The sequence below is a fragment of the Bacteroides acidifaciens genome (assembly GCF_024623065.1).
Lineage (GTDB): Bacteria > Bacteroidota > Bacteroidia > Bacteroidales > Bacteroidaceae > Bacteroides > Bacteroides acidifaciens.
Map to the genome: position 1 here is coordinate 19,707 of NZ_JANJZR010000019.1, position 24,094 is coordinate 43,800.

The window sequence follows — 24,094 nt, forward strand, 5'->3', positions numbered from 1 at the left end:
TTAATCCGCATTATTTTCTGTGGTAGTTTTCAGTTTGCACTGTACGATACTGTGTCCCATTCCCAGGTGGTCGTGCATTTCTTCTATTTCCAGTCCGGCTGCTTCGATGCATCGTTTCATGTCGTCCGAATGGTACATCTTGCTGTTGCCGTTTGCCATTGCTGTGAAGTAGAGGCTGATTTGCGTCAGGCAGTAGGCGGCTGTATCAAACTTCTGCCGGTTCCAGAAAGTCTCCATGATATAGAGCCGGCTTTCTTTGTCCATAGAGCGGGCGGCACGTGTCAGTATGCTGGTCACTTCTTCTTCCGAGAAGCAATCGAGGAACTGGCTCATCCAGATGGCGTCGAATCCCGTGGGGAAAGGAACTTTCGGGTCGAGCAGGTTAGCTCCGTGCCCGTGGATACGTGCTGCTCCGGGCAGTTCTTGGGTCTGTTGGCGCATCATCTCCAGTTGTTGCGGCAGGTCCATGATGGTCACTTCCACTGCGGCGTCATAGCCTACACATTTTGTTGCCCAACGGCCGGTATTGCCGCCTACGTCCAACAAAGTCTTGGGATGACGGGCGAAAACGATAGCCAGTGCTTCGTCAAACGAGCAATCCGAATAATAGTGGTCGAAACCAAACCAACTCTTCTGTACTTGTGACGGCAGACTGGACAATCCTTCATAAATCGTACTCCATTCTCCGAATACTTTCAGCCCTTCGGGGCGTCCGTTGGTCAGAGCTTCTTCAAGATGGAACATACCCAGATAATTGACATCATGGTTAAAGTCCATGTTGACATGCACCATCTTGTCATTAAGCAGGAACCATCCGGCTTTGGCGAGTGAGTACCGACCTTCGCGCAGCAACACCGTTCCGATTGTCAACGATGCTTCCAATAACACTTGTGCGGCATAGGAAGACAGTCCGCAAGCCTTGCTGATTTCTTCCTGCGTCCGTCCGTTCCGGTGGTCCGCAAGTAACTGGAAAATACCGAATTTAAGCATCAATCGCGATACCTGAAATACAATGGGGCCGAAAGCTATTTCCTGTGCCAGGCGTTGAGCTTCTACCGCTGTCAACGGCTCTTTGTCATATCTGTTCTGTTGCATCTTTTTGTCTTTCTTTTGAATCTGGTGACTGCTTTCCGGCAGGTTCCCAGAAGGGGTAATAATTAAACCATTGTTCCGGATAACGCTTTAGTATCTGTTCCAAGGCAATGGTATATTGTTCGAGCAGAGCAGTCTCCGCTTTCTTATCTTTGTTTCGTACCACCGGCTCCGCCACGATGAAATGAAAACGGTACGTTCTTCCCGGTTCCCGCATGGCGAAATAAAACACGACAGGTACTTTCATTCGCGAAGCCAGCAGAAAAGGTCCGGTAGGGAAGGGGGCTTCCTGTCCCAACAATCTGCCTGTCAGTAGCTTTTCCTTATTCAGGTAGCGGTCGCCTTGAAAACAGACATATTCTTTTTTGTTCAACGCTTCGGTGATGCGGAAAACGTGTGTCAGATTGTCTTCATTGACAGGAATAATCTTGTATTCCTTCTCCCGCCCGTTTTTCTCCAACATCTCCTTGATTTTGCGATGCTCGGCATCGTACATCACGATATTGATTTTCTTTCCGTAATCATCAAAGAAAGGAACGCCTATTTCCCAGTTTCCCACATGGGCGCCAATCATAATCACTCCCTGTTCGCTGTCCAATAACCGCAGAAACTCCGGATATCGTTCAAACTCAAACCGGTACCGGTCTGCTTTCCCGTTGCCGATGGCTACCTTGTCAATCAGAATCTGTCCCAGCCGGTAATAGTTGCGCAGCAACATTCCCACAGAACGTATCCGGCTGTATTTCAGGATGTGGCGGGCATAAAACCAGGTGCTTTTCGTCGCTTTCGGGGCGAACGGTATAAAATAGAGGACTACCAGGCTCAAGAAAATATAAGCGGCAGTGATGCCCAGATACTTAATCAAATAAATAAAGAATAAGTATCCGAATGTTCCACCTCTGGTTTTGCCTTTCCACGTTGACATACTTATTTAGCTTCCTGCATACGGGTAATAACAAGATTGTAGAAGTCCTGGAAGGTCTTGATACCGGCAAAATCCTGTCCGGTCACGTTAAATCCGAAATTCTTTTCTACCAGTACCACCATGTCGACCAAGTCCAGGCTGTCCAGTTCGAGAGTCTCCATTAGCGGTGCGTCCGGCTGGATGACGTCGATGTCTACTTCAAACTCTTCTGCCAGAGTGGTTCTTATTTTCTCGATGATTTCTTCGTTTGTCATATGGTTTCTCTTTTAATCTATTATTTATTGAATTTACGCACTATCAGAGTGGAATTGGTTCCACCGAATCCGAAGGAGTTGGACAGGAACGTGTCGAACTCCAAGTCTACCCGTTGCGCCGGAATGTTCAACTGCGCCGAGGCTTCGTCCGGCTCCTCAAAGTTGAGATTGGGAGCGATGAAACTGTTGTTCATCATCAGGGTGGAGTAGATTACCTCACTGGCACCCGCCATCCACATCTCATGTCCTGTCATGGACTTGGTGGAAGCTACATATGGGCGGTGTCCGGCAAATACTTCCGCGATGGCTTTCGCTTCGTTCAAGTCGCCTACCGGGGTTGAAGTGGCGTGCGCATTGATATATTTGATACGTTCGAGCGCAATATCTGCATCCTTGATTGCCATTTGCAAAGAACGCCTGGGTCCGTCTACATTCGGTACGGAAATATGTTCACCATTGGATGAAAAACCGTATCCGACCACTTCAGCCAGAATAGGCGCGCCTCTTTTCACGGCAGATTCGTAGCTTTCGAGCACCAGACTGGCGGCTCCACCGCTTGGTATCAGTCCGTCCCGTCGCTTATCGAAAGGTTTCGAAGCCTTTTCCGGTTCTGCTTCCTGGGTGGAGAAAGCGCTTAACCCGTCAAAACTACCTACGGCATACGGGTTCACTTCCTGCGCGCCGCCGCATAAGATACAGTCCTGCAATCCCGATTTGATAAGCAGATATCCCATACCGATGGCATGCGAACCGCTGGCGCAGGCTCCTGCGATGGTAAAATTGACACCCCTTAGCTTGAAAATGACAGACAGGTTCATTGTCACGGTAGAGTTCATCGACTGGAAGATGGAACCGGAACCGACTAGTGCCGTATTCTTCTTTTCACGGATAATGTCCACCGCATTGATGACAGGGGCGGCACTGCTGTCGTTGCCGTACAGGATGCCGACTTCGTTGCTTTCGAGGAAAGCTTCATCAATGCCGGCATTGCGGAAAGCCTCTAACGTCGCGAGATAAGCATATTCTCCCTGTTCCGGCAGGCAATGACGTTTGCGCCGGTCCAGTAACTTTTTCAGGTCGGGACGTTCCAAAATACCTGTAAGTGCGGAAAAATAACCTAGTTCTTTCCGTACCGGGTCTATGCCGATGCCCGATTTCCCATTGTATAGTGAGTCTTTTACTTCATCCAGGTTCTTGCCGATGCAAGAATAAATCCCCATTCCCGTGATAACAACTCTTTTCATTATTTTAGTCTATTCTATGCTTTTGTTTTTAAGTATATAGTCCGCCGTTGATGGAAATCACCTCTCCCGTGATGTAGGATGATGCCGGAGATGCCAGGAAACCGACCAGGTCGGCCACTTCTTCCGGAGTTCCGAAACGTCCCGCCGGGATATGCTTCTTCCATTCGTTTTCGTCAATACCTTCTGTCATGTCCGTGCGGATAAATCCCGGAGCCACCGCGTTGACTGTCACTTTCTTCTTGGCTACTTCCTGTGCCAGCGCTTTGGTTGCGGCAATCATGCCGCCTTTGGCTGCCGAGTAATTGGTTTGTCCCGGCATTCCCTGGATGCCCGACAGGGATACGATATTCACGATACGCCCGTAGCGTTTCACCAACATGTTCTTCAATAAAGGCTGTGTCACATGGAAGAAACCGTTCAGGCTGATGTCGAGCACTTTACTCCATTCTTCGCCCGTCATCCATAACATCAGGTTGTCTTTGCGGATGCCCGCATTATTGACCAGCACTTCGATATATTCGTCGGGATGCAGTGAAGACCAGTTGCCTAAAGCAACGGCAATCGCTTCGGAATCAGTGACGTCGAACTTCATCAATTCGCCGTCGCTCCCTTTCTCCCGTACTGATTGCAATGTCTTTTCCGCTTCCGCGTCGTTACTCTGATAATTGATAAGTATAAAGTAGCCCATTTCCGCCAGTTTGCAACTGACGGCACGACCGATACCTCGGCTTCCACCGGTTACTAATGCGTATTTCATCTTATTTATTTTCTTTTTTGAGATAAGCTATCATAGCTTCTATCTCTTTGTATTTAGGTGTGTCATTGGTGAAGACAGGGAAGAAGCTACGGATTTCATCGTAAACCTGCCGGCTTTTCGGACTTAGTTTCTCCTGTATCTTCAGATAGTCGACAGCCTGTGCCATCCCCATGAACTGAATAGCCATCACCTGATAGGAATTCTCAATGACAGTTTTTGCTAATAAGGCGGAGTTAGTACCCATGCTGACAATATCCTGATTATCATTGTTATTGGGGATACTGTGGACGTACATCGGGTTCGATAAGGTCTGGCACTCGGCGGTGGTGGACGTTGCCGTGAACTGGGATGCCTGCAGACCGTAATTCAGTCCCAACACTCCTAAATTGACAAATGGCGGCAGAATGCCGTTGATGCGGTCATGGAACAAATAGTTGATTTGTCTTTCGCAAAGCATAGTGAGCTTGGTCACGGCGATTTTCAGTTTGTCCATTTCGAAGGAGATATAGTCTCCATGGAAATTGCCGCCATGATAAATATTCTGTGTTTCCGGGTCGACAATCGGATTGTCGCAAGCGGAGTTTATCTCATTGATTAATACTTCTTCCGCATTCTCCAGTTCGTCATAAATAGGACCGAGTATCTGCGGCACACAGCGCAGAGAGTAATAAGGCTGTACTTTATGTTCGAAGATTTTTTCTTTGTGTACTTGGTTATACAGTTCGTTCTCTCTTTGGAGCACGCATTGGCTGCCACTTACCCATTCCCGCATCATAGCGGCAATTTCTTGTTGCCCGCGGTGATGTTTGGCTTCGTTCAGTGCCTGAGCCATAAAGTCATCGTAAGAGGCGGCGATTTCGTTCATCATAACGGAAGCGGCTACCGACCAGCGAAGCAGTTTTCGGGCATAAATCAGGTTGACGATGCCGATTCCTGTCATTACGGAAGTTCCGTTGGTTACGGATAATCCTTCACGGATACGCATAGAGAAGGGTTTCAGGCCATTTTCCCGGAGTACGGTGGCGGCATCACGCAATTTTCCCTGATAGAAGACTTCTCCTTCTCCTATCAATGTCAGGGCTATGTGAGCCAGTTGTACGAGGTCGCCGCTGGCGCCTACGCTTCCGTGTTCGGGGATAAAAGGGGATATGCCACGATTGATAAATTCGGAAAGAAGCGATACCAGTTCCACGTGCACTCCCGATTTTCCTTGCAGGAAAGTGTACAGGCGGGCAATCATAGCTGCTTTCACATAAAGTTCGGGGAGCGGTTTTCCGGCACCGGTAGAGTGGCTTCGGATGATATTGTATTGAAGCTCAATCAATGACTGGTCTTCTATTCTGTATTGTGCCATCGGGCCGAACCCGGTATTGATACCATAAATAATCTTATCACTGGAGAAAGATTGCAGGAAATTGAAACTTTCCTCTACTTTTCGAATACATTCTTCGGAGAGTTCCAGTTTCTCGTCTTCAAACAATACTTTATAAAGGGTATCTAAATTTATACTTTTGTCAGCTATCATTTTCTGTACTAGATATTTTATGCCTTAGTAATAAAGTGCAAAAATAGGTATTTTCTGTTATATAGCTGACATGAATCAAAATAAAACTTTTTCGAAGAAACTGGTTTTGCTTGTTTGGTATCCCATTATTTATGAGATATCCAATTTACGCTTTCTGCAAATCCCGCTCTTCATAATTACATATCGCCTCTATCCATTCCTTTGTCAGTGGCATAGATTCATGTTTCTCCAGGTCGAAAGTCACCATGACCGACTTGCAGACACATTTAATCTCGTTTGTTTCCGTATCGATTACCCGTTGAATCAGATGAAAACTTTTAGTGCCTATCTTGGAAACAGCCGTCTGCACAGCGATATGGTCTGACGCGAAAATCTGCTTGACGAAATCCGCTTCGATATGAACGACCACAATGCCAATCTTCTCCCAATCCACTCCCGGACATACCGAGGCGAAGTATTCGGTCTTTCCCAAATCATAAAAAGAGAAATAAACGGTGTTGTTGACATGACCGAATTTGTCTACGTCATTGAAGCGCAACTGAATAGGCAATGTATGGTGAAATACGATTTCTTCCATTGTTTTCACTTAATCTTTTTGAATTCGGCGCAAAATTAGTACTTTTGCGTGTTATTCTCAACAGAAATTAACCAAGAAATGATAGAAGATATTAAAAAAGCCTGTCAGGTGATGAATGAAGGGGGAGTCATCCTTTATCCTACCGATACCGTTTGGGGAATAGGCTGCGACGCGACTAACGAAGAAGCTGTGCGTCGTGTATATGAGATAAAGAAACGTGCGGACAGCAAGGCGATGCTTGTGTTGGTAGATACTCCTGTGAAGGTGGATTTTTATGTACAGGATGTACCCAATGTAGCATGGGATTTGATTGAGGTGGCCGACAAGCCGTTGACGATAATCTATTCTGGTGCACGTAATTTGGCTCCGAATCTGTTGGCGGAAGACGGAAGTGTGGGTATCCGTGTGACAAACGAGGAGTTCTCAAAACGCCTCTGTCAACGGTTCCGTAAAGCGATTGTCTCTACATCGGCGAATGTGAGCGGGCAGCCCGGTGCTGCCAATTTCAGCGAAATCAGCGATGAAATCAAATCGGCGGTAGATTATATCGTAAGCTTCCGTCAGGATGATATGAATAAGCCGAAACCCTCAAGTATTATTAAGTTGGGAAAAGGTGGAGTGATAAAGATAATTCGCGAATAAATGAAAGAAGAGAAACTTAGTTTATTGCAGCGTTGCATCAAATGGCGGGAAGCGAACATAAAGGAGAAGCAATTTATCCTGATATTAAGTTTTCTGGTCGGAATCTTCACAGCGTTTGCAGCTTTGGTATTGAAGTTCTTTATCCATCAGATACAGAATTTCTTGACTGATAATTTTAATGTAACGGAAGCCAACTACCTGTATCTGGTATATCCGGTTGTCGGTATTTTCCTTGCAGGTTGGTTTGTGCGTAATATTGTAAAAGATGACATCAGTCATGGGGTCACCAAAATTCTATATGCCATCTCCCGTAGACAAGGGCGTATCAAGCGACATAATATCTGGTCGTCTACTATCGCTAGTGCCATAACTATCGGATTTGGTGGATCGGTCGGAGCAGAGGCACCGATTGTACTGACAGGTTCGGCAATCGGTTCCAATCTCGGGAGCGTGTTTAAGATGGAACATCGCACGTTGATGCTGCTCGTAGGTTGTGGTGCGGCAGGTGCCATTGCCGGTATTTTTAAAGCTCCGATTGCGGGACTGGTATTTACCTTGGAAGTGCTGATGATTGACTTAACCATGTCTTCTTTGCTTCCCCTGCTGATTTCTGCTGTGACAGCAGCAACTGTTTCGTACATAGTCACCGGTACGGAGGCAATGTTTAAGTTCCACCTCGATCAGCCGTTTGAATTGGAACGTATTCCTTACGTTATCTTGCTGGGAATTTTTTGCGGACTGATTTCGTTATACTTCACACGTGCCATGAACTCGGTAGAAGGTGTTTTTGGCAAACTCAATAACCCTTACAAGAAACTGGCTTTCGGTGGTGTGATGCTGAGTGTATTGATTTTCCTTTTCCCGCCTCTTTATGGTGAAGGATATGATACGATTAATCTTTTGTTGAATGGAACGTCTGCCGAAGAGTGGGATACGGTCATGAACAACTCTATGTTTTATGGTTATGGCAATTTATTGCTGGTTTATCTGATGCTGATTATCTTGCTGAAAGTATTTGCTTCCAGCGCAACGAACGGTGGCGGTGGTTGTGGTGGTATCTTTGCTCCTTCGCTTTATTTGGGATGTATTGCCGGTTTTGTTTTCTCTCATTTTAGCAATGACTTTGCTTTCTCCCCTTATTTGCCGGAGAAGAATTTCGCATTGATGGGAATGGCGGGAGTCATGAGTGGTGTCATGCATGCTCCATTGACAGGAGTGTTCCTGATAGCTGAATTGACAGGTGGGTATGATTTATTTCTTCCGTTGATGATCGTATCTGTAAGTTCATATCTGACAATTATTGCTTTCGAACCTCATAGTATCTATTCGATGCGTTTGGCTAAGAAGGGACAATTGCTGACACATCACAAGGATAAAGCTGTGTTAACGCTGATGAAAATGGAAAACGTGGTGGAGAAAGATTTCGTTGTCGTACACCCGGAAATGGATTTGGGGGAACTGGTGAAGGCAATCGCAGCTTCCCATCGAAATGTCTTTCCGGTGACAGATAAGAAAACGGGTGAATTGTTGGGAATTGTATTGCTCGATGATATTCGTAACATCATGTTCCGGCAGGAACTTTATCATCGTTTCACTGTTAATAAATTGATGACATCTGCTTCTGCCAAGATTATCGATACGGATGGAATGGAGCAAGTAATGCAAACGTTTGATGATACGAAAGCCTGGAATCTTCCGGTCGTAGATGAGGAGGGGCGCTATCAGGGATTTGTCTCTAAATCAAAGATATTTAATTCGTATCGTCAAGTGCTGGTACATTTTTCTGAAGACTAATCCGTACCTTAGTAATGATAACATATTTAGAATATGAAGAAAGAAGATTTAAGAATAGTATATATGGGGACTCCCGATTTTGCGGTAGAGGCCCTGCGTCAATTGGTAGAAGGCGGTTATAATGTAGTAGGTGTGATTACGATGCCCGATAAACCTGCCGGACGCGGACATAAGATTCAATATTCTCCTGTCAAACAATATGCGCTCGAACAGAATTTACCGTTGCTTCAACCGGAAAAGTTGAAAGATGAGGTTTTTGTGGAAGCGTTGCGTGAATGGAAAGCCGATTTGCAGATTGTAGTTGCTTTCCGTATGTTGCCGGAAGTGGTATGGAATATGCCGCGCCTGGGTACATTTAATCTTCATGCTTCTTTACTTCCTCAATATCGTGGAGCTGCTCCTATCAACTGGGCGGTTATCAACGGTGATACGGAAACCGGGATTACAACTTTCTTTTTGAAGCATGAAATAGATACCGGAGAGGTCATTCAACAGGTGCGCGTACCTATTGCAGATACGGATAATGTAGAAGTGGTACATGATAAATTGATGATGTTGGGAGGAAAACTGGTTCTTGAAACAGTAGATGCTATACTGAATGGAACGGTCAAAACGATTTCCCAAGAAGAAATGGCAGTTGTCGGTGAACTTCGTCCTGCTCCGAAGATATTTAAAGAAACTTGCCGGATTGACTGGAACCAGCCGGTGAAGAAGATCTACGATTTTATTCGTGGACTATCACCTTACCCCGCTGCTTGGAGTGAACTGATTGCTTCCGAAAAAGCAGAAAGTGTGGTCGTGAAAATATTTGAAAGTGAGAAGGTTTACGAATCACATCAATTGGCTGCTGGAACAATCGTGACTGATGGCAAGAAATTTATGAAAGTAGCAGTACCGGATGGATTTGTATCTGTTCTTTCTTTGCAATTACCTGGTAAAAAACGACTGAAAACAGATGAGTTACTTCGTGGTTATCACCTGGAAGATGGGTGCAAGATGAAGTGATCTGACAATAAGATAGAATAAAAACTGTCCCGAACACGAGACAATTAGAACCTAAAATAAAAGAATTATGAAACCGATTATCGCTCCTTCTATTCTTTCTGCCGATTTTGGATATTTGGCAAAGGATATTGAAATGGTAAACCGCAGTGAAGCAGAGTGGGTACATATTGATATTATGGACGGAGTATTTGTTCCGAACATTTCATTTGGCTTTCCGGTACTGAAATATGTAGCGAAGTTAAGTAAGAAGCCGTTGGATGTGCATTTGATGATTGTGAATCCGGAGAAATTCATTCCGGAAGTAAAAGCATTGGGCGCTCATACGATGAATGTGCACTATGAAGCTTGTCCACATCTGCATCGGGTGGTTCAACAAATCAGAGAAGCTGGGATGCAGCCTGCTGTAACGATCAATCCGGCTACTCCTGTAGCTCTTTTACAAGATATTATTCAGGATGTGTATATGGTGCTTATTATGAGCGTGAATCCGGGATTTGGCGGACAGAAGTTTATCGAACATTCGGTAGAAAAAGTTCGTGAACTGCGTGCCCTGATTGAACGGACAGGTTCGAAAGCCCTGATTGAAGTAGACGGTGGCGTGAATCTGGAAACAGGGGCTCGTTTGGTTGAGGCGGGAGCCGATGCGCTGGTGGCTGGAAATGCTGTCTTTGGTGCACAGGAGCCGGAAGAAATGATTCGTCAGTTGCATAAATTGTGACTAATCTATTGAATTCCTTTTATATCCATCGATATCCATTTATACGCCTGCTTATCCCTTGGATAGCAGGCATTTTTTGTGGAGATCATTTTTTTGATCGTTCATGGGATTCCCTTTGTGGTATTCTCTTCTTTGTTTTTTGGGCTGCATTGTCTTTTGCTCTTTATTTTCTGAAACGCTATTCGTTGCGATGGTGTTTTGGGATAGCTATCTCCGCCCTTTGTTTTACGGGAGGATGGCTTGGAATGACTGGACAATTGCAACAGGCTGTCTGCTCTTTTCCGAAAGAAGAAACTGTGTACCGGGTTTTGATAACGGATGTGCCTCAACCTAAAGAACATACTTACCTCTGTCAGGCATTATTGAAAGAACGTCGTGATACTGCGGGCATATATCCGATAGGGCATACTGCGGTTCTTTATCTACAGCAAGATTCGTCTGCCTCCCGTTTGAAGAGTGGAGATGAACTGCTGATTTCTGCCCGCATTTCTCCTCCTCTCAATAATCGAAACTTTGATGAATTTGATTATGCCCGCTTCCTGATGCGGAAAGGCATTAGCGGAACAGGATATGTTGCATCCGGGAAATGGATAAAATGCGACGGAATGAATAACTTTGACCTCCAATGTATAGCCAGCTCTTGTAGAAGAAACGTGGTTTCACTTTATCAGGAACTGGGATTCAACGGGGATGAACTGGCGGTACTTTCAGCACTAACAATAGGAGATAAGACAGAATTAAGTGATTCGGTTCGTGAAAGTTATTCGGTGGCCGGTGCAAGTCATATTCTTGCTTTATCCGGTTTGCATATCGGACTTTTATATGCAATGATCTTTTTCATTCTGAAACCTATTGCCCGAAGAGGAAATATAGGTAGATGTGTGCGTTCTGTTTTCCTTCTTGTCTTCTTGTGGACCTTTGCTTTTTTTACAGGGCTTTCTCCGTCGGTAGTACGTTCGGTCAGTATGTTTTCGATTTTAGCCATGGCGGATATGGTTCGTCGTGAACCTTTATCTTTAAATACATTGGCAGTAGCTGCGTGGTTGATGTTATTCTGCAATCCTGCATGGCTGTTCGATGTTGGTTTTCAGCTCTCTTTCCTTGCTGTTGCTTCTATCTTGTTTATCCAAAAGCCGATCTACCATTTGATTACCGTGAAAAGTAGAATAGGAAAGTATGTTTGGGGACTCATGAGCGTGTCTATTGCCGCACAAATAGGAACAGCTCCGCTTGTTCTGTTTTATTTCTCCCGATTCTCCGTGCATTTTCTATTGACGAATTTAGTAGTTATTCCTTTGATTACGATTATCTTATATGCTGCTGTCGTAATGCTTCTTCTGACTCCTTTTTCCTGGCTTCAGATAGGAATGGCCGGGGGTGTTAAGAGACTGTTGGAAGGGCTTAATTTCTTTGTCCGATGGGTAGAACAGCTTCCTTACGCTTCTATAGATGGGATTTGGCTTTATCAGTCAGAAGTACTGGGTATCTATATTGTCATCGCTCTGCTAGCCTATTATTTCATGAATCGCCGATACCGGAATCTGCAAATCTGTCTTTTTTCTATCTTGTTGATGGGGACTTATCATGCAACGCTGTATTGGCTGGATCGTCCTCAAACGAGTTTAGTCTTTTACAATGTGCGTGGTTGTCCGGCAGTACATTGCATAAAGAGTGACGGGCAATCCTGGATAAACTATATGGATACTCTCTCCAATGAAAAACGTCTGAAACGCATGGCTGCTAATTACTGGAAGCGTCATCACCTTCTTCCTCCCCAAGAAATAACAACTGATTGCCGGCATGCTGAACTTAGCCGTCAACAGCAGATTATATCTTATCATGGTTGTCGTGTATGTGTCATAAACGATAACCGTTGGCGAAACAAATCCGCCGTTTCTCCGTTATATATTAAGTATCTTTACTTATGCAAAGGATATGACGGTCGTCTGGAAGAGCTCGCCCAAGTCTTTTCTTTCTCTTATGTCATATTGGACGCATCCCTCTCGGAATACCGCAAACACCTCTTTGAAAGCGAATGTAAGAAATCCGGTTTGCGATTTATCTCTTTGTCCGACGAAGGTTCTGTTCGCTTTTTGCTCTAAGTACAAAGATTTATCGTACATTTGCACCTTGATAAAGTTTAAGAGTATGTTGACGAAAGTAATTGAACAAGCCAAAATAGACCATTTTACCAAATGGTTTGAAAGAGCTGACAAAATAGTAATTGTATCCCATGTTTCTCCTGACGGCGATGCTATCGGTTCTTCACTGGGATTATATCATTTCCTGAACTCACAGGAAAAAACAGTAAACGTAATTGTGCCGAATGCTTTTCCCGATTTCCTGCGATGGATGCCGGGTAGCAAGGATATTCTTTTGTATGACCGTTACAAAGATTTTGCCGATAAGTTGATAGCCGAAGCTGACGTAATCTGTTGTCTCGACTTCAATGCACTGAAGCGTATTGACGATATGGCAGACGCTGTAGCTGCATCTCCTGCGCGTAAAATCATGATCGATCATCACCTGTATCCCGAAGAATTCTGTAAGATTGTAATGTCCTATCCTAAGATTTCTTCTACTTCCGAATTGATATTCCGGCTGATTTGTCGTATGGGATATTTCAGTGATATCACGAAGGAAGGCGCGGAATGTATCTACACAGGCATGATGACAGATACAGGAGGATTCACTTATAATTCGAATAACCGGGAAATTTATTTTATCATCAGCGAGCTGCTTTCCAAAGGAATCGATAAGGATAATATTTACCGTAAGGTGTATAATACCTATTCCGAGAGCCGTTTGCGTTTGATGGGCTATGTACTGTCGAACATGACTGTTTATCCGGATTGTAACTCGGCATTAATCACATTGACAAAAGCCGAGCAAAGTAAGTTCAACTATATAAAAGGTGATAGCGAAGGCTTCGTAAACATCCCCCTTTCCATCAAGAATGTTTGTTTCTCCTGCTTCTTGCGGGAAGATACAGAGAAGCCAATGATTAAAATCTCCCTTCGTTCGGTAGGAACCTTTCCATGTAACCAGTTAGCCGCTGAATTTTTCAACGGTGGCGGACATTTGAACGCTTCGGGCGGTGAGTTTTTCGGAACAATGGAAGAGGCAAAAGCGGTCTTTGAGAAGGCGCTTGAGAAGTATAAACCTTTATTAACAGCAAAAAGCTAAAGATGGAAGGTTAAAAGTGAATATGGAAAGGTTAAAAGATACGAACTTTCAACTTCCCTCTTTCAACTTTTAATGATTTTGAGATACATTTGTGCGGAATATAGCTAAATAACAGATAATGAAGAAACTTGTATTTTTATTTCTCTCTTTGTTAACCGCCGGAAGTCTGTTCCAGGCATGCGACAATTCAAAGACTTATGCAGAAATGCTGGAAGACGAGAAAAATGCGGTGAATAATTTCATCAAAGATAATGATATTCGTGTCATTTCCGAAGATCAGTTTAAAGAAAAAGGTTATCAGACCGATTTAGGCAGGAATGAATATGTTGCTTTTTCATCTAATGGCGTGTATATGCAAATAGTAAATAAGGGAGAATTGGTAGTGCCGGAACATCCGGCGGCTATAGATTCATTCGCTACTAATGATAATATTTGTACCCGGTATGTAGAAATGAATATAATGACAAGAGATACCACATGTTTCAATGTGGCTTTGGATAGATGGATGGATGTTCCTGATTACTATGAGCATCCACTGACATTCCGTTATGAGCAAAACATATCTACTACCTATGGAAAAATCATTGTTGAAGGGTTTGGTTATGACTATTTATGGACGTCTATGGGCTACGGAACTGCGATTCCATCCGGATGGTTGTTGGCTTTGCCATATCTATATAATAATGCCCATGTACGCCTGATTGTACCTTCTAAGATGGGGCATACAACTGCACAACAATATGTCAATCCTTATTTCTATGATATCCGTAAGTTTGAGAAAGCAAAAAGCTAAAGCACTAACATTAGATAAATCTTTTAGTTAAAAACCTATGACTCTAATCAAATCTATCTCTGGAATCCGCGGAACCATCGGCGGAGGAGCGGGAGAAGGACTGAACCCGCTTGACATTGTAAAATTCACCTCGGCTTATGCTACTTTAATTCGTAAGACCTGCAAAGCAAAGAGCAACAAGATTGTTGTGGGACGCGATGCCCGCATCTCGGGTGAAATGGTAAAAAACGTAGTAGTCGGCACATTAATGGGAATGGGCTGGGATGTAGTAGATATCGATCTTGCTTCTACTCCGACCACAGAGCTTGCTGTGACAATGGAAGGTGCTTGTGGCGGTATCATCCTGACAGCTTCTCATAACCCGAAACAGTGGAATGCACTGAAATTGCTGAATGAACATGGTGAATTTCTGAATGCAGCTGAAGGCAACGAAGTGCTTCGTATTGCTGAAGCAGAAGAATTTGACTATGCTGACGTAGATCACTTGGGCTCTTACCGCAAAGACCTGACTTATAATCAGAAACATATCGACAGTGTATTGGCTCTTGACCTGGTAGATGTAGAAGCTATCAAAAAAGCAGATTTCCGTGTAGCCATTGACTGTGTAAACTCGGTAGGCGGTATCATTCTTCCCGAACTTCTTGAACGTTTAGGTGTGAAACATGTAGAAAAACTCTACTGTGAACCTACCGGAAACTTCCAGCACAACCCCGAACCGCTTGAAAAGAACCTCGGTGACATTATGAACTTAATGAAGGGTGGAAAAGCCGATGTAGCCTTCGTTGTAGACCCTGACGTTGACCGTCTGGCAATGATCTGCGAGAATGGCGTAATGTACGGTGAAGAATATACACTGGTTACTGTTGCCGACTATGTACTGAAACATACCCCCGGTAACACTGTTTCTAATTTGAGCTCTACCCGTGCTTTGCGTGATGTAACTCGCAAGTATGGAATGGAATACAGCGCTTCTGCCGTAGGCGAAGTAAATGTTGTAACGAAGATGAAAGCAACCAATGCCGTTATCGGTGGTGAGGGAAATGGTGGAGTAATCTATCCTGCCAGTCACTACGGACGTGATGCATTGGTAGGCATCGCATTATTCCTTAGCCATCTGGCTCACGAAGGGAAGAAGGTTAGCGAGCTCCGTGCTACTTATCCTCCTTACTTCATTGCTAAAAACCGTGTAGACCTGACTCCGGAAATCGATGTAGATGCTATCCTTGCCAAAGTGAAGGAAATCTATAAGAACGAAGAAATCAACGATATCGACGGTGTGAAAATAGACTTTGCCGACAAATGGGTACATTTGCGCAAGAGTAATACAGAGCCGATCATCCGTGTGTATAGTGAAGCTTCTACCATGGAAGCTGCCGAGGAAATCGGTCAGAAGATAATGGATGTAATTAATGAATTAGCAAAATAATATCCTGTAAAATAGGATTTTATTTATAACATTTGAGTCTCGTATATCATAAAGATAACTGAATAAGTTGTCTCATTGATATACGAGACTTTTTATTAGGATGATATCCACTGAATGATAATAGTTACTCTTCTCCTTGAGTATTAACAATAAAGTTTCTTTTGATTAAGTCTAAACTTCCTTTCGTCTAATAGTAAACTTCTCTTTTGTTATTTACAAACTTAAAATGAAAGCTTGCATTTATAGATTGGAAGGGATGAAAAGCAACTTTACTGTTAATAAAAAGAAAGTTTGGACTTAATCAAGAGCAACTTTTCTATTAATAGATTACATGAGAAGTAAGCAGTGTTGAGAGAGAAGTAATCAACAAAGCTTACTTCTCTGCGTCGTTAGCATAGATACACCACAAGAATATCAATTGGTATACAACTTTATAGGTCTTATATCAATGATAAACACATGGCTTAAATATGCATATTGATAAACGTACGGCATGAAAATAAAACTGATTGCATTATTTATAATGATGAGATCATTGAAAAATGGAAGAGGCAGACTCTTAGATTGTGTGAACTTAGTAGTGAAGTAATTGTTGAAAATAGAGGTACTTGATAAAATAGAGTTGCATTTTCCGTATAAAAACGTATCTTTGTGTAAAGAGAATCAAAGGCATCGATTATTAATGGCTATTTTCTTTCGCACTGCGAAACAAAACATATAAGCGATTGCCTGATATTTAATAGATGATATTAATGATTAACACAATGAAAATGCGCTTGATTTTTCCTTTTGTTCTATTGATTTATTCATTGATCTGTCAGGCAGATGGTGGTAAAGATTCATATATCTTCCGGAAAGTAGATTATCAGCAAGGATTATCTAATAGCGCTGTGCTTTGTCTTTTTCAAGACAATACAGGGTTGATGTGGTTCGGTACTTACGATGGAATCAATTGTTATGACGGCAGAAGCATGGAAGTTTTCCGTTCCGATTTTTCAGCTCCCAAGGCTTTGAGTAACAACGTAATCCATTCTATTCAGCAGGCGGATAATAATTGTTTGTGGATTTCTACTCATTTGGGGATTAATCGTCTTTCACAGAATTCACGGCAAGTTGTCGGATATTATGACTTTACAGATGATTATTATCTACATTCCAATTCTAAAGGAAACACATGGGTGGTGAGTCATGGTGGAATTTTCTACTATAATACATCTTATAAACGATTTGTACAGATTAAGAATCTGAAAGTACCCGTAGAAGATATGGATAAACGGGCATTCGTAACGGATGATGGTGTTTTGTGGATTTTCACCCAACAAACAGGGGAGCTGTTACAGGTTTCGCAGGATGCTTTTGATTGTGACACATTATCAATTCATTCAACTGTTTCATCTACTAATTTTCATGCGAAACCTATTGAAGATGTCTTTTATCAGAATGGTGTTCTTTGTTTTATCGATAGTGAGCATGATCTTTATGTTTATGATATTTCCCGACAATCTAAAATTTATATTCGTAACCTTTCTTCATTAGTGCAGAAGAATGGAACTATTGCAGGAATAGCCCTTTTCTATGAAGATATTATTATTGGTTTTCGAACGAATGGGTTAGTCCGTCTCCGTACTTCACAAAAATATAAAGAAGAAGTGGTCGACCGGAATGTGCGTATATATAGTATTTATCGAGATCCTCATCAGAATGTCTTATGGGTTGCTTCGGACGGACAAGGAACGATTATGTATGCTAAGAAATATTCTATTGCCACCAATTTGATGCTCAATCAACTGTCATCTAACTTAAGCAGGCAGGTACGTTCTGTTATGACAGACAATAGTGGTGGGCTATGGTTCGGGACGAAAGGTGATGGACTGTTGCATATACCGGATTATCGTGAGAATGAAGAGGCTTCTACCGTTACAGTTTACTCTCCTGAAGGTAAGCAAAATGTTGTGTCTTATATACGATGGAATAAAGAATTTCCTGTTTATAAATTGGTTCAAAGCCGTTATATGGATGGCTTTTGGATAGGATCTGGAGATCCGGGACTATTTTACTATTCTTTTGAAGACAAGGCTTTGCATTCTGTGGAGAATCTGCCGGCACAACCCACCGAGATACATGGCATTTATGAGGAAAATGATAGTGTACTTTATGTGGTGACAGCCGGTTTCGGTTTTCATAAATTAATACTTGAGAAGCAGGCAGGTACCATTCGTTTCAAGTCGCAGAAAAGTTATCATTTTTTTCACGGTCAGCGAGAAATTACGATGTTCTATCCAATGCTGTCCGAGGGGGATTCTATTTTGTGGCTTGGCAGTCGGGAGAAAGGACTCGTACGGTTTGATAAGCGGACTGAAGAATATAAGGTGATTTCTTTGAAAGAAATGCTTCATAAGTCGGTAGACGATGTGCTTAGCCTGTATCGGACCAAAGAAGGACTGTTATATGTAGGGACAACATCAGGATTGGTATGTCTGAATTCTAATGGAAAACAGATGAAAGCTACCTATATCGGACGGGAGCAAGGTTTGCTCAATGATATGATTCATGGTGTACTTGAAGATGAGAACGGACTCTTATGGCTTGGTACGAATCGGGGGCTGATTAAATATAATCCGATAAATGGCTCATCACATGCCTACTTTTACAGTGCAGGTGTTCAAATCGGCGAGTTTAGCGATGATGCTTATTACATGTGTCCATATACACAGGAGCTTTTTTTCGGTGGGATTGACGGGTTGCTTTATTTGGATAAAGAGGTGCAGGCTGCTCCGGAATTTTATCCGGATATTTTGTTACGTAAGTTGACTGTTGGACATACGCAAGTGGTTCAGGAAGATGGAGATTACTATACAGACGATGGTAAGGCATTACAGTTGAAGGGGACGGAGGTTTCATTTTCACTTTCTTTTGTTGTTCCGGATTTTTTATCAGGAGAAGATATAGAATATTCTTACCAGTTGGAAGGATATGATAAGGATTGGACCTCTTTTAGTAGTATTAATGAAGCCTCATATACAGGAGTGCCGGCAGGTGATTATATCTTTAAGGTACGCTATAAGAGGGATGTATTTGATATGGAATATCGGCATTTTTCTATTCCGGTATATATCCTTTCTCCCTGGTATCGATCGGTGGCGGCTTATTTTGTTTATTTGATCATTTTCTTGTTGCTGTTAGGGTACGTGATATATTTACTACGTAAAAACTACCTTCAGGAACGGATGATGAAAACACTGATGGGGACAGAAAGTTGTCGGAAATCCGAGACTGTATATACAAACCGTAGGATGCTTGAAGATTTTACTCTCATTTATAATTATTGTGACCAATTGCGTGCTGAGAATCTTTCTTATGAGCAATGTCTTGAGAAAGTGTCACTGATACGCGAAACTGTGATGAGCGCACTTCTTAATCCTGACGCTCTGTTTTTGGAAGAACTTAAACAATTCTTTCCGGATCGATTTATTGTTTCTGCACGTATGAGTATACAGGGAGTTTCTCAAGAGGTGTTGCGTACGTTGGGAGAACAAGGGATTGATCATTCTTCTATATCGTCAATGATTCCGGAACACTTAACATTTCCAGTTTACAAGAATGCATTATATAGTATTCTTTATTGCTGCTATCTCCGGATTACTGAAATGAAGGGTACTCATGGCGTAATAGTAGAAATGTCAGAACAGGATGGTAAGATGCAGCTACATTTTTCTTCTAAAGATGCTACTGCGAAAGCGTTGTATGAATATCTTTCAGATAAAGCTTCTTCGGTGACGGAGAAAGATTCCGATCATGTGTTCGCTGTGCATTTACTTTTAGGTTTTGTACGGTCAGCTTTGGAACGTATTCATGCCGTTCTTCGTTATGATAATGATGAGAGTGGTAATCGGTTGACGATTATCTTTGAACCGGCGATCTTGACAGTGGCAGGTGAACAAGGGAAAAAAACTGTGCTTTTGTTGGAAGACAGAGATGAAATGACTTGGTTGATTAGTAATTTCCTGGCTGATGAATATGTGGTTCATCAAGTAAAGAGTGTGCAGCTTGCTTTTGACGAAATTCGTCGGTCGGCTCCGGCTCTATTATTAGTGGATATGACAATGTATGCCAATGCTGAAAGTACTTTTATGGAGTATGTTAGCCGAAATCGTACTCTGCTTTCAAAGACAGCTTTTATTCCATTGTTAACCTGGAAAGTTGGTTCGGCCATTCAGCGGGAACTGATCTTGTGGTCTGATTCTTATATTGTACTTCCTTATGATATATTGTTTTTGCGGGAAGTTGTCCATAATGCTATTTATGGAAAGCGGGAAGCGAAGCAGATATATATGGAGGAACTGGGAGATTTGGCGGGACAGATTATCTGTACAACTACCGAACAAGCTGATTTTATTCGCAAATTGTTAAAGGTGATTGAAGAAAACCTGGACAAGGAAGAACTGGGCTCAACGTTGATAGCTGATCGTATGGCAATGAGTTCCCGTCAGTTCTATCGTAAATTCAAGGAAATTTCCAATACTGCTCCCGGTGATTTAATAAAGAGTTACCGTATGGAAAAGGCAGCCCGCCTGTTACTTGATGAAGAACTTTCTATTCAAGATGTTATTATGGAGGTCGGTATTTCCAGCCGGTCTTATTTTTATAAAGAGTTTACCCGTCGGTTCGGGATGACACCGAAAGATTATCGGGAACAGCGAAAGGTATGCTGATTGTCAGGTTAAATTCTTTCGTATAGGTGATTAGTTGGGAAACATTATTATTTATTTGTTTGTCACAACCTTGTGCTCTAAATCCCTTCTGTTAATTTTATTATATTGATTATTAGAGTATTAACCTGTGCTCTAATTTGCCATTCTGTGCTTTAAATATGTATCTTTATTTTGCCGTTTTTTTGGCAAGGTAGAGCATTGGAGTTTTATTCGAATAACCTTTATTTGCAACAATCTTTTTAAAGGGAATTAACCTTATTATTAATCAAATTTAAAGGAATTATGAATGAAAAACTAAAGTATCTTACCTTATTTATAATAGGTATGATGTTGAGTTTGGGCATGAATGCTCAATCTGTAAAATCAATCTCCGGTACGGTAACCGATGATCAGGGAGAGGCGGTTATCAGTGGTACGGTGAAAGTTAAAAACGGTAGTACAGGAACAATCACTGACATTAACGGTAAATACACTCTCTCTGTTCCTTCCAATGCCACCTTGGTGTTTTCGTATATTGGTTATATCACACAAGAATTTAAAGTCTCGGAATTAAAGAGTAATGTTCTGAACGTAGTTCTGCAATCGGATACGAAAGCACTGGACGAAGTAGTCGTTGTAGGTTATGGTACCATGCGCAAATCAGACTTGACGGGTTCCATTTCCACAGCCAAAGGTAAAGACATGCTGAAAGCACAATCATTCAATGCGCTTGACGGATTGAAGGGTAAAGTGGCCGGTGTGAATATCTTCTCTAATACCGGTCAGCCGGGTGGAGAATCACGTGTCATCATTCGTGGTATTTCTACTATCAACGCATCGGCATCACCGCTGTACGTAGTCGATGGAGTGGTGATGTCAAACTTCGAATTGCTTAATCCGAATGATATCGAATCTATCGAAGTATTGAAAGATGCTTCCTCTGCTGCCATCTATGGTGCCCGTGGTGCGAATGGTGTTATCATGGTGACTACCAAGCGTGGTAATGCAGGAAAAGGAGTCCATGTTTCCTATGATGGTTCATTGTCTATCGGTAAGATGGCTAGAAAAATAGACGTAATGGATGCTAACGAATGGATGTCTACCTTCAAGCAAGGATTGGAAAATGCCAACGAATTTCAAGGCAAGAACTTCACAACTGATCTGTCACAGATATTCACAGACGAACGTTTGTTCAATGCAGACGGTTCTCCGAAATATAATACCAACTGGCAGGATGAAGCATCCCGCACTGCCATCTCTCATAACCATCAGATCAGTATCCAACGTACAGGAGAAGGATCTTCTATCGGAGCATTCATCAATTATACCGATCAACAGGGTATTTTGTTGAATTCTTACTTCAAACGTATCAATGCAAAATTGGCGTATGATGACAAACCGACTGATTGGCTGTCTACTTCCGTTAATTTATTAGTAAATCATACTTGGGGTAATAGAACTTCTGATAACCCTTACGGACAAGGCGCATTGCGTACAATGATCGAACAGTTGCCTTTCTTACCGGTTAAGCTGGATGGTGAATATACGCAGACGAACATTATTAATACAAGCTCTATTCTCAATAATCAGACTGATCCTAATAGCGGAAAACAAGGATTCAGTCCGGAAGGTGTAGGTAATCCCGTTGAGTTGCTCGAACGAATGCAGGCTATGCAATATCGTACGCAGATCTTTGGTAATGCGGCTTTGACTTTCCATCTCATGAAAGGATTAGATCTGAAAACCCAGTTCGGTATCGATTACCACAATAATCGCGACGCTAACTATACGCCGTTCACTCCGCGTCCGATGATTAATCAGAGTACTGAAGGATCAGCTTCTGCAAGTAATTCCAATTCACTGTATTGGCAGGAAGAAACTTACCTGACTTATGTGAAAGATTTTAATAAACATCATCTTAATGCAATGGCAGGTATGTCTTGGCAGGAATATCGCTATACCTCTTTCAATGCTTCCGACAGTAAGTATATCGATGACTTCTACGGATATTATAATTTAGGTTCCGGTACGAACCGTCCTTCTGTTGGCAGTGATTACGACAAGTGGGCGATGAACTCTTATTTCTTGCGTCTGGCATATTCTTATGACAACAAGTATATGGCTACCGTAACCGGTCGTTATGACGGTTCTTCCAAATTCGGACAGAACAATAAATATGCATTTTTCCCATCAGTCGGTTTGGGATGGATGATTTCTAATGAAGACTTCTTGAAAGATAACTCATTGATCAGCAAACTGAAGTTGCATACTTCTTACGGTCTGACAGGTAATTCGGAAATCGGTACTTATAAATCATTGGCTACAGTGAGCCAGTCGAATACAATCATTGGTGATGCTCTGCACGTTGTGTCCTACTTGGACAATATGCCTAATCCGGACTTGAAATGGGAAAAGACAGGACAGTGGGACTTAGGATTCGAGTTGGGTTTATTCAATAACAGGCTGAATTTCGATATTTCCTATTATTATAAGTATACTTCGGATTTGTTGCTCGACCGTCCGGTTCCTGAATCAACAGGTTACTCTTCCATTATGGATAATATTGGAGCCGTTTCCAATCGTGGTTTAGATATTCTGGTTACAGCATATCCTATTCAGACACATGATTTCCAGTGGACTTCCACTCTTAATTTAGGTTTCAACAAAAACCGTGTAGAGAAGTTGGATGAAAGTGCATCTGTTGATCCTGTCACCGGTAAGCGTCAGATTACGACCGACGGTTTTGTGGGTTACGATATGTTGATTCGTGAAGGTGAAGAGCTTTCCTCTTTCTATGGTTATAAGCGTGCCGGTATTTACGATGGTATTCCGTCTAACTGGGATCCGGAGACGATGAACATACCTTCCACTATCGGTGAAAAGGTAACTTATAAGAAACGCGAAATTATCGGTAACGGATTACCTGACTGGATGGGCTCATTTATCAATACCTTCAATTATAAAGGTTTCGATTTGACTTTAGACTTTCAGTTTACATGGGGAGTAGATGTGATGCAAGAATATTATCACTCTACTGTAGCCCGTTTCCTGACCAACGGTATAGACCGTCTTTATAAAGAAGCATGGCATCCTACTCTCAATCCGTCGGGTAAAGAACAGGCAATCCGCCTGAACAACTTTGGTCAGGGAGCTAATAACCAAGCAGATGATGATTGGGTTTGCAACGGTTCTTATTTGCGTTGTAACATGATTCAGCTCGGATACACTTTCAATCCGACACTGGTTAAGAAGATCGGTCTTTCTTCGTTGCGCTTGTATGCGAATGTGAATAACGCATTCCTGATTACTTCTAAAGACTATAACGGATATGATCCGGATAACTCATCTCGTTTAGGTGACAACAAATGGGGTGCTAACCGCCAGTTCTTTACCTATCCGCGTCCGAGAACATTTACGTTCGGTCTTAATGTAGCATTTTAATTCACCGTTATAAAAACCATAAGA

The 24,094-nt window shown here is 42.5% G+C and carries 17 protein-coding genes; 10 read left to right on the top strand and 7 right to left on the bottom strand.

What is annotated here, in order from left to right; genetic code table 11:
• The 7 genes from NSB03_RS07950 to NSB03_RS07980 all read right to left on the bottom strand — a co-directional run bounded on the left by NSB03_RS07950 (position 1) and on the right by NSB03_RS07980 (position 6,374).
• Positions 1-1,095 carry a FlxJ family methyltransferase gene (locus tag NSB03_RS07950; protein ID WP_121765414.1) on the bottom strand — a complete coding sequence of 365 codons (1,095 nt, stop codon included), beginning with the start codon at positions 1,093-1,095 and terminating at the stop codon, positions 1-3.
• On the bottom strand, positions 1,076-2,017 hold the full coding sequence (locus NSB03_RS07955; RefSeq protein ID WP_024986852.1) for a lysophospholipid acyltransferase family protein: 942 nt from the start codon (positions 2,015-2,017) through the stop codon (positions 1,076-1,078). Before NSB03_RS07955 ends, NSB03_RS07950 begins: the two co-directional genes overlap by 20 nt.
• Before the next feature lie 2 nt (positions 2,018-2,019).
• A complete protein-coding gene (locus tag NSB03_RS07960) occupies positions 2,020-2,271 on the bottom strand; it encodes an acyl carrier protein (RefSeq protein WP_024986853.1) in 252 nt (83 codons plus the stop codon).
• 20 nt (positions 2,272-2,291) lie between these two features.
• Entirely contained in the window at positions 2,292-3,515 is a 1,224-nt protein-coding gene (locus NSB03_RS07965; RefSeq protein WP_024986854.1) for a beta-ketoacyl-[acyl-carrier-protein] synthase family protein, read from the bottom strand.
• A gap of 28 nt (positions 3,516-3,543) precedes the next feature.
• On the bottom strand, positions 3,544-4,272 hold the full coding sequence (gene flxB, locus NSB03_RS07970) for a flexirubin biosynthesis SDR family reductase FlxB (RefSeq protein ID WP_024986855.1): 729 nt from the start codon (positions 4,270-4,272) through the stop codon (positions 3,544-3,546).
• 1 nt (position 4,273) lies between these two features.
• Positions 4,274-5,797, bottom strand: coding sequence for a flexirubin biosynthesis tyrosine ammonia-lyase FlxA (gene flxA, locus NSB03_RS07975; protein ID WP_121765418.1), 1,524 nt, complete (start codon positions 5,795-5,797; stop codon positions 4,274-4,276).
• A 145-nt stretch (positions 5,798-5,942) separates the two neighbouring features.
• Positions 5,943-6,374 (bottom strand): acyl-CoA thioesterase, encoded by a 432-nt coding sequence (locus NSB03_RS07980; RefSeq protein WP_024986856.1) that lies wholly within the window; start codon positions 6,372-6,374, stop codon positions 5,943-5,945.
• A gap of 78 nt (positions 6,375-6,452) precedes the next feature.
• Between NSB03_RS07980 and NSB03_RS07985 the strand changes: the two genes are divergently transcribed.
• The 10 genes from NSB03_RS07985 (at position 6,453) to NSB03_RS08030 (ending at position 24,070) form a co-directional block, all read left to right on the top strand.
• Positions 6,453-7,016, top strand: a complete 564-nt coding sequence (locus tag NSB03_RS07985; RefSeq protein WP_024986857.1) for an L-threonylcarbamoyladenylate synthase — start codon at positions 6,453-6,455, stop codon at positions 7,014-7,016.
• The gene (locus NSB03_RS07990; protein WP_217931170.1) at positions 7,017-8,810 is read left to right on the top strand and encodes a chloride channel protein; all 1,794 of its coding nucleotides are present in this window, start codon (positions 7,017-7,019) and stop codon (positions 8,808-8,810) included.
• Between the two features lie 33 nt (positions 8,811-8,843).
• Positions 8,844-9,815, top strand: a complete 972-nt coding sequence (fmt, locus tag NSB03_RS07995) for a methionyl-tRNA formyltransferase (protein ID WP_024986858.1) — start codon at positions 8,844-8,846, stop codon at positions 9,813-9,815.
• Between the two features lie 67 nt (positions 9,816-9,882).
• A complete protein-coding gene (gene rpe / locus NSB03_RS08000; protein WP_065537708.1) occupies positions 9,883-10,533 on the top strand; it encodes a ribulose-phosphate 3-epimerase in 651 nt (216 codons plus the stop codon).
• Positions 10,534-10,541: 8 nt separating this feature from the next.
• Positions 10,542-12,635 carry a ComEC/Rec2 family competence protein gene (locus tag NSB03_RS08005; protein WP_024986859.1) on the top strand — a complete coding sequence of 698 codons (2,094 nt, stop codon included), beginning with the start codon at positions 10,542-10,544 and terminating at the stop codon, positions 12,633-12,635.
• A 46-nt stretch (positions 12,636-12,681) separates the two neighbouring features.
• The gene (locus tag NSB03_RS08010; protein WP_024986860.1) at positions 12,682-13,719 is read left to right on the top strand and encodes a DHH family phosphoesterase; all 1,038 of its coding nucleotides are present in this window, start codon (positions 12,682-12,684) and stop codon (positions 13,717-13,719) included.
• 118 nt (positions 13,720-13,837) lie between these two features.
• The gene (gene bamK / locus NSB03_RS08015) at positions 13,838-14,512 is read left to right on the top strand and encodes a BamK family beta-barrel-assembly machinery protein (protein WP_024986861.1); all 675 of its coding nucleotides are present in this window, start codon (positions 13,838-13,840) and stop codon (positions 14,510-14,512) included.
• A 37-nt stretch (positions 14,513-14,549) separates the two neighbouring features.
• The gene (gene glmM, locus NSB03_RS08020) at positions 14,550-15,938 is read left to right on the top strand and encodes a phosphoglucosamine mutase (RefSeq protein WP_004313060.1); all 1,389 of its coding nucleotides are present in this window, start codon (positions 14,550-14,552) and stop codon (positions 15,936-15,938) included.
• 752 nt (positions 15,939-16,690) lie between these two features.
• Positions 16,691-20,650 carry a helix-turn-helix domain-containing protein gene (locus NSB03_RS08025; RefSeq protein ID WP_257466318.1) on the top strand — a complete coding sequence of 1,320 codons (3,960 nt, stop codon included), beginning with the start codon at positions 16,691-16,693 and terminating at the stop codon, positions 20,648-20,650.
• Between the two features lie 282 nt (positions 20,651-20,932).
• The gene (locus tag NSB03_RS08030; RefSeq protein ID WP_024986862.1) at positions 20,933-24,070 is read left to right on the top strand and encodes a SusC/RagA family TonB-linked outer membrane protein; all 3,138 of its coding nucleotides are present in this window, start codon (positions 20,933-20,935) and stop codon (positions 24,068-24,070) included.
• Positions 24,071-24,094: the final 24 nt, after the last annotated feature.

Coding starts and splice junctions, on each gene's coding strand:
- fmt (WP_024986858.1), top strand. CDS start 8,844: ATGAAGAAAGAAGATTTAAGAATAGTATATATGGGGACTCCCGATTTT.
- NSB03_RS07990 (WP_217931170.1), top strand. CDS start 7,017: ATGAAAGAAGAGAAACTTAGTTTATTGCAGCGTTGCATCAAATGGCGG.
- NSB03_RS08010 (WP_024986860.1), top strand. CDS start 12,682: ATGTTGACGAAAGTAATTGAACAAGCCAAAATAGACCATTTTACCAAA.
- NSB03_RS07985 (WP_024986857.1), top strand. CDS start 6,453: ATGATAGAAGATATTAAAAAAGCCTGTCAGGTGATGAATGAAGGGGGA.
- NSB03_RS08030 (WP_024986862.1), top strand. CDS start 20,933: ATGAATGAAAAACTAAAGTATCTTACCTTATTTATAATAGGTATGATG.
- NSB03_RS07965 (WP_024986854.1), bottom strand. CDS start 3,515: ATGAAAAGAGTTGTTATCACGGGAATGGGGATTTATTCTTGCATCGGC.
- NSB03_RS08025 (WP_257466318.1), top strand. CDS start 16,691: ATGATTAACACAATGAAAATGCGCTTGATTTTTCCTTTTGTTCTATTG.
- bamK (WP_024986861.1), top strand. CDS start 13,838: ATGAAGAAACTTGTATTTTTATTTCTCTCTTTGTTAACCGCCGGAAGT.
- NSB03_RS07980 (WP_024986856.1), bottom strand. CDS start 6,374: ATGGAAGAAATCGTATTTCACCATACATTGCCTATTCAGTTGCGCTTC.
- glmM (WP_004313060.1), top strand. CDS start 14,550: ATGACTCTAATCAAATCTATCTCTGGAATCCGCGGAACCATCGGCGGA.
- NSB03_RS07960 (WP_024986853.1), bottom strand. CDS start 2,271: ATGACAAACGAAGAAATCATCGAGAAAATAAGAACCACTCTGGCAGAA.
- NSB03_RS07955 (WP_024986852.1), bottom strand. CDS start 2,017: ATGTCAACGTGGAAAGGCAAAACCAGAGGTGGAACATTCGGATACTTA.
- flxA (WP_121765418.1), bottom strand. CDS start 5,797: ATGATAGCTGACAAAAGTATAAATTTAGATACCCTTTATAAAGTATTG.
- rpe (WP_065537708.1), top strand. CDS start 9,883: ATGAAACCGATTATCGCTCCTTCTATTCTTTCTGCCGATTTTGGATAT.
- flxB (WP_024986855.1), bottom strand. CDS start 4,272: ATGAAATACGCATTAGTAACCGGTGGAAGCCGAGGTATCGGTCGTGCC.
- NSB03_RS07950 (WP_121765414.1), bottom strand. CDS start 1,095: ATGCAACAGAACAGATATGACAAAGAGCCGTTGACAGCGGTAGAAGCT.